The organism is Pseudomonas sp. 05N36, from assembly GCF_056397385.1.
Window position 1 is genome coordinate 41,152 of record NZ_JBFTNH010000009.1, and the last position, 14,255, is coordinate 55,406.

Below are 14,255 nucleotides of genomic sequence, written 5' to 3' on the forward strand. Positions count from 1 at the left end.
GAAATCCGGACCGAGCGCCCCCACAACACGAGCCATGGCCCGTGCAGGGAGACGAAGATCTGGGGTTGGCCGCAGGTCGGGCCCGCGGCGGTCCTGGTGTTACTGGGCGGCTTTGATGGCCGATGCCAGTTGGGCGCTGGCCTTGGCCGGGTCAGCGCTCTTGTCGTTCATGAAGTTGGTCACCACATCGAAGATCGCGCCTTGCACAGCCAGGGAAGTGGCCATGTTGTGCGCCATGCTCGGTTGCAGGCCGCCGGTCTTCTCGTCTGCCAGGAAGTCTTTGGCCGACGCCTGGGCGCAGGAGTCGAAGCCCGACGCGCTCATGTCATTGAGCATGTCGGTGCGCACCGGGATCGAACCCTTGTTGATGCTGAAGACCTTCTGGAAGTCTTTACCCAGCGCGACCTTGGCCAGGTCCTGCTGAGCGGCGATATCGCCGGTGCGATCAGCCTTGAGCTTGAACACCGCCAGGGAGTCGATGTTGTAGGTGAAGGCTTTTTCAGTACCAGGGAACGGCACGCACTGATAGTCCTTGCCCGCTACCTTGTGGGCGGCGGTCCATTCGCTCTTGGCCCAGTCACCCATCATCTGCATGCCGGCCTTGCCGTTGATCACGTCGGCGGCAGCGATGTTCCAGTCACGGCCCGCGCGGTTGGGGTCCATGTAGCCGGTGAGTTTTTTCAGCTCGGTGAAGGACTTGACCATTTCCGGGCCGGACAGGGTTTTCTGGTCCAGATCGACCAGGGCTTTCTTGTAGCCCTCAGGGCCCATGACCGAGAGCACCACGTCTTCAAACACGGTGCTGTCCTGCCAAGGCTGACCACCGTGGGCCAGGGCAATGAAGCCCGCAGCTTTCAGTTTGTCGCCAGCGGCATAGAACTCTTCGAGGGTGGTCGGGGCTTTGTCGATGCCGGCTTTCTTGAAGACCGCCGGGTTGATCCACAGCCAGTTGACGCGGTGAATGTTCACCGGAACGGCGACGTAATCGCCTTCGTATTTGACGGTATCGGAGACTTTCTTCGAGAGCAGGCCGTCCCAGTTTTCAGCTTTGGAAACGCCTTTCAGCGCATCGGTGCTGAGCAGGCCAGTGCTGCCCCACTCCTGGATATCCGGACCTTTGATTTGCGCGACGCCTGGCGGATTACCCGCTACGGCGCGGCTTTTGAGTACGGTCATGGCCGTAGCGCCACCGCCGCCGGCGACCGCACCGTCCTTCCAGGTGAAGCCGTCTTTTTCGACTTGAGCCTTGAGGACATCGACCGCTGCTTTTTCACCGCCCGAAGTCCACCAGTGCACGACTTCCACGGAACCTTTGGAATCGGCGGCAAGTGCGCTGAGAGGAAATGCAGTCAGGGGAAACAGTGTGGCAAGAGAAACGACAGTGGCGAGGCGAGAAATCGCATTCATCTAGCGGTACCTTTCTTGTTGTTATGCATGCAAGTCTGGTGCTTGCGCTGCAAACGAGTTTAAACAGCGTAGATCGCTTGGCAGGTAACGAAGCGACGGCAAAATGTCACTGCATGGTTACATAAGTGCCAAACCAGAGCCTTGGGCTAATGCGCTGGCCATGCTCGGTGCCAACGGCAAGCGTGGAATCAACACCGCTTGCCAGGCGTGATAGAGGTCTGGCTTGCCGCCCCAGATCTCGGCGCTCGGACGGTTTTGCGGGTCGAGTTCGTGGTGCCAGCTGCCGTGAATCCGGTCGATCAGACAGCGGTCGCTGAACGCCCAGAAACGCCGGTACCAGGTTTCGTATTGCGCCTCACCGGTGCGTTTGAGCAAGGCACTGGCGGCGGCACTGGCTTCGCAGTGAACCCAGTGCAAACGCTGGCGCACGACCGGTCGATTGTCCCAGTCGAGGGTGTAGACAATGCCTGGCGCGCCATCGACGTCCCATCCGTGAAGGCAGTTATTGGCGAAGAGTTGTTGCGCGTCGCTCACCAGCCAACCGGGGGTCAGCATACCGGCCTGCCCGCGTGCCGCTTCGAGGTGCAACAGCAGCCGTGACCATTCGAAACCATGGCCCGGCGTGGTGCCGTATGGTCGGAAGTGGTCAGCCGGATTGGCTTGGTTGTAGCCGCGCAACGGTTGCCAATCGCGATCAAAATGCTCGACCACCAAATGGTCGTTGGCCGCTGCGTGCCGGTGAATCACCTGCTCGACAATTCGCAAGGCACGGTTCAACCAACGGCTGTCCTGTGTGACATCGGCCAGCGCGAGAAAGGCTTCAGTGGCGTGCATGTTGCTGTTGGCACCGCGATAGGGTTCCTCTTCGCTCCAGTCGCGATTAAAGGATTCACGCAGCGCGCCCTCCTCTTCGCTCCAGAAATGCTGCTCGATGATGGCGATGGCATCACTGAGCAAGGCATCTGCTCCAGGCCTTTGGGCAACCACCGCAGAACTCGCCGCGAGTGCCACGAAAGCGTGCAGGTAAGCGGCCTTGCCGGTATCGCCATCACGGTGATCGGGCGCTGCAAACCAGCCACCGAACTCGGCGTCACGCAGCGGGCCATTGAGGGCGTTGATGCCGTGATCCACCAGCTCGGCAAATCCCGGCAGGCCCTGAATGTGCGCCATGGCAAAGCTGTGGGTCATGCGGGCGGTGTTCATGGTGTGGGCCTGGGCGTCGGCCGGTAATTGGCCGTGTTCGTCCAGGTTACCGAAGCCTTCAGGCAGCTTCGATGCCTTGGCGAAAGCCAGCAGGCGCAGGCCTTCGTCGGCCAGCCATTGCTGATGGGCAGGTGCGTTCAGCCAACTGCTGAAGGCAGGAGGGGTGGTGTTCATGGGGTGCCTGTTTTTGTTGTTATGACTGGGAAGAGTCTAAACAACGGGCGGTGGCGGGCAGGTAACGAAGGGGGTCGGGTATGTCACTGACTTGTGACATTGGCCGTGAGGCATGTGTTGTAGGGACTGACGCCATCGCGAGCAGGCTCGCTCCCACAGTAGTTTTGCGTCGTACACAAGTCCAATGTGGGAGCGAGCCTGCTCGCGATGAACGATAACGCGGTGCCTCTAATCAACACTGCGAGGCAACTGCAACGTCACCCGCAGTCCGCCCTCGCGCAAATTCTGCAGGCTCACTTCCCCACCATGGCTATGGGCGATATTGCGCGCGATGCCCAACCCCAGCCCATAACCCTGCTGCTGGCCGGCCAACCGGAAGTGCGGTTCGAACACTTGCTCCAGTCGCTGCTCGGGTACTCCCGGGCCTTCGTCGTCGACGTGCAGGATGAATGCGCTGTCGTCGTCATCGATGTGCAGATGCGCGTTCTGCCCATATTTGAGAGCGTTGTCGATCAGGTTGCCGATGCAGCGCTTGAGCGCCAGCGGCTTGCCGGGATACGGCGCCAGCGCCCGACCTTGCTGGGTGACGCGACCATTGCCGTTGGGCGCCAGGTAAGGCTCGACCAGGCAATCAAGCACATGATTGAGGTCCACCGGCTCGATGTTTTCGTGGATGTCGGTGTCCTTGACGCATTGCAGTGCGCCTTTGACCAGCAGCTCCAATTCATCCAGATCACGCCCGAACTTGGCTTGCAGCCGCTCATCCTCCAGCAACTCGACCCGCAGGCGCAGACGCGTGATGGGGGTGCGCAAGTCATGGGAAATGGCACTGAACAACTGGCTGCGCTCCGTCAGGTAGCGGCTGATGCGCTCGCGCATGGCGTTGAAGGCGCGGCCGACTTCGACCACTTCACTGCCACCGCCCTCGGCCACCGGTTCCACTTCGGCACCCAGCGACATGTCCCGCGCCGCCCGCGCCAGACGCTTGAGCGGTCGGCTCTGCCAGTGCACCAACAGGCCAATGAACAACAACAGAAAACCGCTGGTGAGCACGATGAACCAGACCTGCTGCGACGGCAGGCCCTGCTCTTCGAGGCTGGTATAGGGCTCGGGCAACAGCGAAGCGATGTACAGCCATTCGCCTTGGGCCAGTTTGATTTGGGTGACCAGCACCGGCGGGTTGACCGGCTCCAGGGTCAGCGCGTAGTGCGCCCAGGAACGCGGCAACTCATCGAGTTTCAAACCGCCATTGAAGATCCGCAGATCGTCCGGGCTGACGAATTGCACCGAGATATTGGTGTCCGCGCCCAGCGATTGCCGCAGCACTTCATCCACTGCCGCCAACACCGCTTCTTTGCGCGGGGTCGGTGGCAACAACTGCATTTCCAGCGGTTTATCGTTGAGCGTCACCACGAATCGGGTGCCGCCCATGCTGCGCAACTGGTCGAGAACCAGCGGTCGGTACGCCACCGGCAAGGAACGAAAGTAACTGACGCTGGCAGTCATCGAATGCGCCAGGCTGCGGGCCGCGGTGACCAGTCCTTCCAGCTGCGTGGCACGCAATTGCGAAACCCAGATCACGCTCGACAGCGTCTGCGCGAACAACACCGCCAGCAGGGTCAGCAACAGCATCCGCCCAAGCAGCGAACGCGGTACCGGCACCCGCCGTATCAGGCGAGTGAAGAACTCAGTGGCCATTGCTGGCGACTACATTGGCGGCCAGTTGATAACCACTGCCACGCACGGTGCGGATCAAACGCGGAGGTTTTTCGGTATCGCGCAGACGCTGGCGCAAACGACTGACGGCCATGTCGACGATGCGATCGAGCGGCATCAGGTCGCGGCCACGGGTGGCATTGCCGATGGTGTCGCGGTCGAGAATTTCCTGCGGGTGATCGAGGAAGAGTTTCAGCAGCGCGAAATCGGCACCGGAGAGAATCACTTCTTCGCCATCGGTGTGAAACAGCCGGTGGCTGACCATGTCCAGCCGCCATTCATCGAAAGCCAACACCTCGCCACCCGAACGCTCCTGACCGAACTGGGCACGGCGCAGCAAGGCTTTGATTCGCGCCTGCAATTCACGGGGGCTGAAGGGTTTGCCAAGATAATCGTCGGCGCCGAGCTCCAGGCCAATGACCCGGTCGGCCTCGTCGGAACTGGCGGTGAGCATGATGATCGGCACCTGGGCCTGACGCGGGTGCTGGCGAATCCAGCGACACAAACTGAAGCCGTCTTCGTCGGGCAACATCACATCAAGGATCACCAGATCACTCGGTGCCTCGTTCAACGCCTGGCGAAAACCGGCACCGTCGGGCGTGGTCCGCACCTGAAACCCTGCGCGGCTGAGGTAGGTGTCCAGCAACTCGCGTATCTCTTGATCGTCATCGACCAACAAAATCGACTTGTTGACTGAGCTCACTTCGAAGGCATCCTTGTTGTTAGTGTTGGGACGGATTATGCCTGATCGTTCATGGATCTATGGTGCCTGTCAGGGCCCTATCGCGAGCAGGCTCGCTCCCACAAGGATTTGAATGTACGCAACCCTGTGGGAGCGAGCCTGCTCGCGATGAAGCCACTGCGGTCTCAAGCCTGCTCCAGTGCCACTCCCGCACCAGTCAAACCGGAATACGGTGCAGTCACCAGCCAGACCGGAATGCCCTTGAAGTACTCGCTCATGCAGCCCTTGTCGGCGAAGCAGCGGGCAAAACCGCTCTTGAGAAAGAAATCGGCAAACCGCGGAATCACCCCACCGACGATGTAGACACCGCCGCGCCCACCGACGGTCAGCACGTTGTTGCCGGCCACTCGACCGAGCCAGCAGCAGAACTGCTCGAGCACCTCCACGGCAATCGGGTCGCCTGCAAGGCCGGCAGCGGTGATGGCTTCCGGGGTATCGAGCACAGGTTCATGCCCGTCGACAGCACAAATCGCCCGATAGACGCGCGGCAAACCGCCGCCGCTCAGCGCTGTTTCGGCACTGACGTGACCGATCTCGTTGTAGATGTGCTGCCACAGTTGGGTTTCTCGCGGACTGCTCAGTGGCAGGTCGACATGCCCGCCCTCCCCCGGCAATGCGGCCCAACGGCCTTCGCCAAGATCCAGCAAGGTGCCGACCCCGAGGCCGGTGCCGGGACCGATCACCACCGCCGGGCGCAGCGGCTCCGGCGTGCCTTCGCAGACCACCCGGAACTCGCCCGGTTGCAGGCGCGTCATGCCCAGGGCCATGGCCGAAAAATCGTTGACCAGCAACAACCGGTCGACCTGCAAGGTCTGGCAAAAGGCCTTGCGGCTCAGCCGCCAGTGGTTGTTGGTAAAACGAAACTCGTCGCCGCTGACCGGGCCGGCGACCGACAGGCACACCGCGCCAATCGAACCGGGCGCCAGGCCGAGGCCGCTCAGGTAGACGCCGATGGCGTCTTCCGGGCAGGCATAGTCGGCTGTCGCCAGCACCCGGATCGACTCCAGTTGCTGGTCTTTCCACAACGCAAAACGCGCATTGGTTCCACCAATGTCACCGACCAGCGCTAGTTTCACTTAAGGGTCTCCAGGGCAGAGGTAAAGGCGCTGGCGCCCTGCTCTGCCGAGCTGAAGGCCATGCGCATGAAGCCAAACAACTCGCGACCACAGCCAATGCCATTGTCCAGCAGGCCTTTGGCCGGTGTGCGAGCGGCAAATTCATCGGCGTCCACCATAAGCTGCAAGGTGCCTTTGACGCCATCGACGCGGATGATATCGCCCTCCTGCACGCGCGCCAAAGCACCACCGACAAAGGCTTCCGGGCTGACGTGAATCGCCGCAGGGATTTTCCCCGACGCGCCGGACATCCGTCCGTCAGTGACCAACGCGACTTTGAAACCACGGTCCTGCAACACACCAAGGAACGGCGTCATCTTGTGCAGTTCCGGCATACCGTTGGAGCGTGGGCCCTGGAAGCGCATCACCGCGACAAAGTCCTTCTCCAGCAGGCCGGCCTTGAACGCATCGGCCAGGTCCTGCTGGTCCTGGAAGACCATCGCCGGTGCTTCGACCACTTGATGCTCCGGCGCCACGGCCGAGACTTTCATCACACCGCGACCGAGGTTGCCTTCCATGACCCGCAGGCCGCCTTCAGGCGAGAACGCACGGGCAACGGGGCGCAGGATGTTTTCATCGAGGCTTTCGATCGGGCCTTCGCGCCAGACCAGTTCACCGTTTTCCAGGAACGGTTCCTGGGTGTAGCGGCTCAGGCCATGGCCGGCCACGGTGTTGACGTCTTCGTGAAGCAGGCCGGCTTCCAGCAGTTCGCGGATCAGGAACGACATGCCGCCCGCAGCCTGGAAGTGGTTGATGTCGGCCTTGCCGTTCGGGTAGACGTGACTCAGGGTCGGCACCACCTCGGAGAGGTCGGCCATGTCCTGCCAGGTCAGTTGAATACCAGCCGCCATGGCGATGGCCGGCATGTGCAGGGTGTGGTTGGTCGAACCGCCGGTGGCGTGCAGCGCAACAATCGAGTTGACCAGCGAACGCTCGTCGACGATTTCGCCGATCGGCATGAAGTTGCCGCTTTGCTTGGTCAGGCGGGTGATCTGGTGTGCAGCTTCGCGGGTCAGGGCATCACGCAACGGGGTGTTCGGGTTGACGAAGGACGCGCCCGGCAAGTGCAGGCCCATGACTTCCATCAGCAACTGGTTGGTGTTGGCGGTGCCGTAGAAGGTGCAGGTGCCGGGGCTGTGGTAGGACTTCATTTCCGATTCCAGCAGCTCTTCACGGCTGGCCTTGCCTTCGGCATAGCGCTGGCGCACGTCGGCTTTTTCCTTGTTGGAAATGCCCGACACCATCGGCCCGCCCGGAACGAAAATCGTCGGCAGATGACCGAAGCGCAATGCGCCCATCATCAGGCCCGGCACGATCTTGTCGCAGATGCCGAGCATCATTGCCGCGTCGAACATGTTGTGCGACAGCGCGACAGCGGTCGACATCGCGATCACTTCGCGGCTGGCAATGCCCAGCTCCATGCCCGGCTCGCCCTGGGTCACGCCGTCGCACATGGCCGGCACGCCGCCAGCGAACTGGCCGACCGAACCGATCTCGCGCAATGCGTGTTTGATTTGTTCCGGGTAGTGCTCGTACGGCTGGTGCGCCGAGAGCATGTCGTTATATGACGAAACAATCGCCACGTTGGCGGCGTTCATCATCCGCAAGCTTTGCTTGTCTTCGGTGCCACACCCGGCCACGCCGTGGGCGAAGTTGGCGCATTGCAGCTTACCGCGCATCGGGCCATCGCTGGCGGCGCCGCGAATCAGTGCAAGGTAGGCCTCACGGGTAGCGCGGCTACGGGTGACAAGCCGTTCAGTGACCTCAAGTACGCGGGGATGCATGTGTAGAACTCCAGGCTAACGGATGTGGCGACCTGTTCGTGTCTATGCTGATCAAGAGGCATCGACGCATGACGCGCTGACGGTTTTCTTGACCACTCGGACCAGTTGATTCAGGTCACTCGTTGTAGATAAAACAAAATATTGCCACTAAAAAGGCTTGTTTTCTATTTTTTTGCGAATAATCTTGTAATTCCAACAACAAATATGACGAAGGCGCTTTTCATATGACTCTACAAATTGCAATCAATGGTTTTGGCCGCATTGGCCGCAATGTCCTTCGCGCACTGTATACCCAAGGCTACCGTCAGGATTTGCAGATCGTCGCCATCAACGATTTGGGCGATAGCTCGATGAATGCCCACCTGCTCAAGTACGACACCGTGCACGGCACCTTCGATGCCGATGTGCAGCACGATCAGGAAAGCCTGACCGTCAACGGCGACCGGATTTCGGTCAGCGCCATTCGCAACCCGGCCGATTTGCCGTGGGCTGCCGAGAAGGTCGACGTCGTGTTCGAATGCACCGGTCTGTTCACCGACCGTGCCAAAGCCGCCGCCCATATTAGCGCCGGCGCGCGCAAAGTGATTATCTCGGCCCCGGCCAAAGGCGCCGACGCCACCGTGGTGTACGGGGTCAACCACGACATCCTGCGCCAATCGCACCAGATCATTTCCAACGCGTCGTGCACCACCAACTGCCTGGCCCCGGTGGCTCAGGTGTTGCACCGCGAGCTGGGCATCGAGAGCGGCCTGATGACCACCATCCACGCCTACACCAATGACCAGCATCTTACCGATGTCTACCACGTCGACCCGTACCGTGCGCGTTCGGCTACCCAGAACATGATCCCGAGCAAGACCGGCGCCGCCGAAGCGGTGGGCCTGGTGCTGCCGGAACTGGCCGGCAAACTGACCGGGATGTCGGTGCGCGTGCCGGTGATCAACGTGTCGCTGGTAGACCTGACCGTGCAGCTCAAGCGTGAAGCCAGCGCTGGCGAGGTCAACGCATTGCTCAAAGAAGCCAGCCAGCACTCGAAGATCCTTGGTTACAACACCCTGCCGCTGGTTTCCAGCGACTTCAACCATAATCCGCTGTCGTCGATTTTCGATGCCAACCACACCAAGTCCAGCGGCAAGCTGCTCAAGGTGCTGGCCTGGTACGACAACGAATGGGGTTTCTCCAACCGCATGCTCGATAACTGCCTCGCCCTGTGCAACGCCGAATAAGGCCGATTGTCCGTGGAGTCGCCGATGATCGGTATCAGCTTTACCACCAAAACCATGGCGGCGCGCAAACGCATCGCCCTGGTTGCCCATGACAACTGCAAAGTGTTCTTGCTGGACTGGGCCGAGCGGCAGAAGGACAAGCTCGCCCAACACGAGCTTGTGGCCACCGGCACCACCGGGATGCTGTTGAGCAAGCGCCTGGACCTGCCCGTTGAAAGCATGATCAGCGGCCCGTTGGGCGGCGATCAACAGCTCGGCGCACAAATCGCCGAGCAGCGGGTCGACATGCTGGTGTTCTTCTGGGACCCGTTCGAGCCGCAACCTCACGATCCGGACATCAAGGCATTACTGCGGGTCGCGGCGGTCTGGAACATTCCCGTCGCGTGCAATGAATGCAGCGCCGACTACCTGCTCAGCAGCCCGCTGATGGATCAGCCGCACGCGTACCGGATCCCCGATTACCCGGCGTACCTGCAAGGCCGCAAATAATTCTCACCGGTAGCGCTTGACCTTTCAAGCAGATGATAAGCATTATCATTCGCTTGAAATGGATCAGGTCCTACTGTGAGTCAATCGCGCTTCAACCATGTCTTCCTCGCGCAGCGAGTCTCGCTGCTGCGGACCCTGGAGCGGATGGTCAACAACCACAGCACTGCCGAGGACCTCTTGCAGGAAACTTACCTGCGAGTGACCCGCGCGTTAAGTGAGCGGGCCATCGATCACCTCGAACCTTTCGTGTTTCAAACTGCCCGCAACCTGGCGCTGGACCATCTGCGCGCACGGCGCATTCAGTCCCGAACGATGCTCGAAGACGTTCCGCTGGACGTCGTGCAAAACATCGCCGCGCCGCTCAGCAGTGCCGAGGACGCCGCCCATGCCGAGCAGTTGCTCGAACGCTTGAACATCAGCCTCAGCCAACTCACCCCGCGCCAACAGCAGATCTTCATCCTCAGCCGCCTGCACGGGCACAGCTATCTGGAGATCGCCGAACAGCTCAGCGTGTCCTTGAGCACCGTGCAAAAAGACCTGAAGCTGATCATGGCGATCTGCGTCGGTGTCGCTGATCGCCTCAACGAGCAGTGAGTCTGCCAGCCATTATTTTGCACAACGGCGTCATGACTCAGGCTTTGCTACCCTTAGCCGACGTTTGCACTCTCACTCTCAAAAACCAGCCGCGCGCAGACGCAGCCGAGGAACACCCGTGACGGACAGCCCACCTTCCCACCCGCCACTCCCGGCGCGGGATTCAGTGAACAGCAGTGCCATGGACCAGGCGCTGGACTGGCTGATCGTGCTGGACAGTCCAAGCGAGCAACAACGCCGCGAATTCCACGACTGGCTTGCCGCCGACCCGCACAACGCCGAAGCATTCGCCAAGGCCCAGGCGATCTGGGACGGGCCGCAGGTCGCGCAAGCCGCACTGGGTTTGAACACCGCCAAACGCAAGGTCTCAAAACCTGGCCGCCTGCGCCTGCACTGGAAACCACTGGCCATGGCGGCGGTGTTGATCCTCGGGCTGTTCAGCTTCAGCAACCTGCCGATGCGGATTCAGGCAGATCATCTGACCGTGGTCGGCGAGCGTCAGCGCCTGCAACTGGAGGACGGTTCAAAAGTCCTGCTGAACACCAATTCGGCGTTTTCCAGCACCATCAACGACCAGCAGCGCATCGCCCGCCTGTATCAGGGCGAGGCCTATTTCGAGGTGGCGGCCAATCGCGGGCTGCCACTGGAAATCGACGCCGGCCCGGTCACGGCCAGCGTGCGCGACACCACGTTTGCCGTGCGCTACCTGGACGGCATTGCGCAGGTTCGCGTGCAACGCGGCGACGTCGACTTGCGCACCACCCACAGCAACGCCCGCGTGCGCTTGAGTGCGGGCGAAAGCATTCGTATCGGCCCCAATGGTTTCGATCAACCGGCCAGACTCGACCCGGCGACCGATCTGGCCTGGGTCCAGGGCCGACTGGTGTTCGAAAACTGCCCGTTGAGCCAGGTGCTGGCGGAACTGCGTCGTTACTACCCGGGCTGGATCATCAACACCAACGAACAGTTGGCCAACGTCGCGGTGACCGGCAACTACCGGCTCGACCAACCGCTGGACGTGGTTCGCTCGCTGGCCCACATCACTTCGGCCAGGCTCGAGGAGTTTCCGGCACTGGTGATCCTGAACTGAATGAGAATTATTTTTACTCGATAGCGTTTCATCGTTCGTCTCGTTATAGCCAATGCAATTGATTCGCATCTTTGATGCAAGTCTGCACCTATAAGATTCGTGCGACACGGAGCGCTATTGATGTCCTCTCGCCTTACCCGCCGGTCCTCTTCACCTTCCTGCGTGCTGTCCCTGCTGACTGCCGCCATTCTGTTGGCCGGCACTGCACAGGTCTCGGCCGCCACCGCCGAACAACCGAGCCGCAACATGGGCGACTACTCGTTCGCGATAGCCCAGCAGCCACTGGTGTCGGCACTCAATGCCTTTACCGCCGTAACCGGTTGGCAGGTCGGCTTGCCGGCCGAACTGGCTGAAGGCGTCGCCTCGCCGGGCGTACACGGCTCGCTGCCCCCGGAAAAAGCCCTCGATCGCCTGTTGGTGGGGACCAACCTGAGCTATCGCAAGCTGGGCAATCACAACATCGTGCTGGAAAAACGCAGTGTTGGCGGCACCCTCGCCCTGCAGCAGATGACCATCAGCGCCACCCGTCAGGAGCAGAGCGTCGACAGCGTACCGAGCACCGTCACCGTGCACACGCGCGAAGAGCTGGACCACGACAACGTCAACACCATCAAGGAACTGGTGCGCTACGAACCGGGTGTTTCGGTCGGCGGTACCGGCACCCGCGGCGGCATCAGCGGCTACAACATTCGCGGTATCGACGGTGACCGGATCCTGACCCAGGTCGATGGCGTCGAAGTGCCCAACGGTTTCTTCAACGGTCCGTACGCCAAGACTCAGCGCAACTACGTCGACCCGGAAATCATCAAGCGCGTGGAAATCCTCCGCGGTCCGGCGTCGGTGTTGTACGGCAGCAACGCCATCGGCGGTGCGGTGAGCTACTTCACCCTCGACCCGGATGACATCATCAAGCCCGGCAAAGACCTCGGCGCCCGCCTGAAAACCGGCTACAACTCCGCCGACGACAGCTGGCTCAAATCCGCCAGCGTCGCCGGGCGCGCCGAGCAGTTCGACGGTCTGCTGCACTTCAGTCAGCGTGATGGTCACGAAACCGAATCCTTCGGCAGCAACAACGGCACGGGGCTCAATCGCACCGCCGCCAACCCGGAAGACGTGCGCACCACCAACCTGCTGGCCAAAGCCGGCTGGAATTACGCCGACGACGCACGCCTGGGCCTGACCTACGAGAAGTACAAGGACGACCGCGACACCGACCAGCGAAGCGCCGTCGGTGGCCCGTTCAACAATGGCCAGCCAATGGACATGTACCGCTCGCGCACCGGCAACGACACCATCACCCGCGAACGCTTCGGCCTGGAAAACAGCTTCGCCCTCGATGCCTTGCTGGTCGATCACCTCAAGTGGAGCTTGAACTACCAGATCGCCAAGACCGATCAGAGCACGTTGGAAAACTACTTCCCGTTCAGCCGCAACGTGATGCGCAGCCGCGAAACCCTCTATGAAGAAAAGCAGTGGGTATTCGACGCCCAGCTCGACAAGGCCTTCAACATCGGTGAAACCGACCATTTGCTGACCTACGGCACCACCATCAAGCAAGAGAAAGTCAGCGGTTCGCGCAGCGGTAGCGGAACCTGCCTTGCCGTTGGCCGTGGTTGCACAGCGATCGGCGCGATCAGCCCTAGCGATGTGCTGAAGAAGTCCAGCGACTTCCCGGACCCGACCATCAACACCTACAGTCTGTTCGCCCAGGATCAGATCAGCTGGAACCAATGGACCTTCCTGCCGGGCCTGCGCTACGACTACACCCAGCTCAAGCCGCACATCACCCAGGAGTTCCTCAACACCGTGGCCGCCGACGGCAAAGGCACGGTCAGCGACGAGAACAAGACCTGGCATCGCGTATCGCCCAAGTTCGGCCTGACCTACGCCCTGACCGACCACTACACCTGGTACGGCCAGTACGCCGAAGGTTTCCGCACCCCGACCGCCAAGGCGCTGTATGGCCGTTTCGAAAACACCACCACCGGCTACCGCGTGGAACCGAACCCGAATCTGGGGCCGGAAAAAAGCCAGAGCTACGAGACCGGCCTGCGTGGCAACTTCGAGTCCGGTCACTTCGATGTGGCGGTGTTCTATAACAAGTACCGCGACTTCATCAACGAAGACGCCGTCACCCCCGGCTACAACGAGCTGACGTTCCAGAGCAACAACATCAAACGCGCGACCATCAAGGGCGTCGAACTCAAAGGTCGCCTGAACCTCGACTCCTTCGGCGCGCCACAAGGCCTCTACACCCAGGGCTCGGTGGCTTATGCCCACGGTCGCAACAACGACACCGGCGAACCGCTCAACGCGGTCAATCCGCTGACCGGTGTGTTCGGCCTGGGTTACGACCAGGACAACTACGGTGCCTTGCTCAGCTGGACCCTGGTGCAGAAGAAAAACCTCGTCGATAGCAGCAGCTTCAAATCGCCGGACGGCGTCAGCAGCCAGTTCAAGACACCGGGCTATGGCGTGGTCGACCTGAGCGGTTTCTACAAAGTGACCGACGACGTCACCGTCAGCGCTGGCGTGTACAACCTGGCCGACAAGAAATACTGGCAATGGGACAACGTGCGCGGTTACGACAGCGTCGGTGAAGCCGCCGTGCTCAGCCCGGCCAACCTTGATCGCCTGACCGAGCCGGGCCGCAACTTCGCGATCAACCTGATCTGGGATATCTGACTTATTGAGCCTTGCTGCGCTTTTGGACGA

The 14,255-nt window shown here is 61.0% G+C and carries 11 protein-coding genes; 5 read left to right on the top strand and 6 right to left on the bottom strand.

All coding sequences use genetic code 11. The features are described 5' to 3' along the window. Positions 1–99: 99 nt before the first annotated feature. The 6 genes from AC1DIH_RS13700 to edd all read right to left on the bottom strand — a co-directional run bounded on the left by AC1DIH_RS13700 (position 100) and on the right by edd (position 8,141). On the bottom strand, positions 100–1,407 hold the full coding sequence (locus tag AC1DIH_RS13700) for an ABC transporter substrate-binding protein (RefSeq protein ID WP_347927818.1): 1,308 nt from the start codon (positions 1,405–1,407) through the stop codon (positions 100–102). Positions 1,408–1,524: 117 nt separating this feature from the next. Continuing rightward, positions 1,525–2,784, bottom strand: a complete 1,260-nt coding sequence (locus tag AC1DIH_RS13705) for a D-mannose isomerase (protein WP_477772075.1) — start codon at positions 2,782–2,784, stop codon at positions 1,525–1,527. Between the two features lie 228 nt (positions 2,785–3,012). Continuing rightward, positions 3,013–4,482, bottom strand: coding sequence for an ATP-binding protein (locus AC1DIH_RS13710; RefSeq protein WP_477772076.1), 1,470 nt, complete (start codon positions 4,480–4,482; stop codon positions 3,013–3,015). Then, the gene (locus AC1DIH_RS13715) at positions 4,472–5,203 is read right to left on the bottom strand and encodes a response regulator (protein WP_019693222.1); all 732 of its coding nucleotides are present in this window, start codon (positions 5,201–5,203) and stop codon (positions 4,472–4,474) included. Before AC1DIH_RS13715 ends, AC1DIH_RS13710 begins: the two co-directional genes overlap by 11 nt. Before the next feature lie 164 nt (positions 5,204–5,367). Beyond that, positions 5,368–6,318 carry a glucokinase gene (locus AC1DIH_RS13720; protein ID WP_477772077.1) on the bottom strand — a complete coding sequence of 317 codons (951 nt, stop codon included), beginning with the start codon at positions 6,316–6,318 and terminating at the stop codon, positions 5,368–5,370. Beyond that, positions 6,315–8,141, bottom strand: coding sequence for a phosphogluconate dehydratase (edd, locus tag AC1DIH_RS13725; protein WP_427536068.1), 1,827 nt, complete (start codon positions 8,139–8,141; stop codon positions 6,315–6,317). The genes AC1DIH_RS13720 and edd overlap by 4 nt, the downstream gene beginning before the upstream one ends. Before the next feature lie 224 nt (positions 8,142–8,365). Between edd and gap the strand changes: the two genes are divergently transcribed. From gap to AC1DIH_RS13750, 5 genes are all read left to right on the top strand, one after another. Further along, entirely contained in the window at positions 8,366–9,367 is a 1,002-nt protein-coding gene (gene gap / locus AC1DIH_RS13730) for a type I glyceraldehyde-3-phosphate dehydrogenase (RefSeq protein ID WP_477772078.1), read from the top strand. A 24-nt stretch (positions 9,368–9,391) separates the two neighbouring features. Then, positions 9,392–9,856, top strand: coding sequence for a methylglyoxal synthase (locus AC1DIH_RS13735; protein ID WP_477772079.1), 465 nt, complete (start codon positions 9,392–9,394; stop codon positions 9,854–9,856). A gap of 75 nt (positions 9,857–9,931) precedes the next feature. Beyond that, entirely contained in the window at positions 9,932–10,450 is a 519-nt protein-coding gene (locus AC1DIH_RS13740; protein WP_477772080.1) for an RNA polymerase sigma factor, read from the top strand. Between the two features lie 118 nt (positions 10,451–10,568). Further along, positions 10,569–11,540, top strand: a complete 972-nt coding sequence (locus AC1DIH_RS13745; protein WP_477772081.1) for a FecR family protein — start codon at positions 10,569–10,571, stop codon at positions 11,538–11,540. Between the two features lie 120 nt (positions 11,541–11,660). Beyond that, positions 11,661–14,225, top strand: a complete 2,565-nt coding sequence (locus AC1DIH_RS13750) for a TonB-dependent receptor (protein ID WP_477772082.1) — start codon at positions 11,661–11,663, stop codon at positions 14,223–14,225. The last annotated feature ends 30 nt before the right edge of the window (positions 14,226–14,255 follow it).

Coding starts and splice junctions, on each gene's coding strand:
- AC1DIH_RS13735 (WP_477772079.1), top strand. CDS start 9,392: ATGATCGGTATCAGCTTTACCACCAAAACCATGGCGGCGCGCAAACGC.
- edd (WP_427536068.1), bottom strand. CDS start 8,141: ATGCATCCCCGCGTACTTGAGGTCACTGAACGGCTTGTCACCCGTAGC.
- gap (WP_477772078.1), top strand. CDS start 8,366: ATGACTCTACAAATTGCAATCAATGGTTTTGGCCGCATTGGCCGCAAT.
- AC1DIH_RS13705 (WP_477772075.1), bottom strand. CDS start 2,784: ATGAACACCACCCCTCCTGCCTTCAGCAGTTGGCTGAACGCACCTGCC.
- AC1DIH_RS13700 (WP_347927818.1), bottom strand. CDS start 1,407: ATGAATGCGATTTCTCGCCTCGCCACTGTCGTTTCTCTTGCCACACTG.
- AC1DIH_RS13750 (WP_477772082.1), top strand. CDS start 11,661: ATGTCCTCTCGCCTTACCCGCCGGTCCTCTTCACCTTCCTGCGTGCTG.
- AC1DIH_RS13710 (WP_477772076.1), bottom strand. CDS start 4,482: ATGGCCACTGAGTTCTTCACTCGCCTGATACGGCGGGTGCCGGTACCG.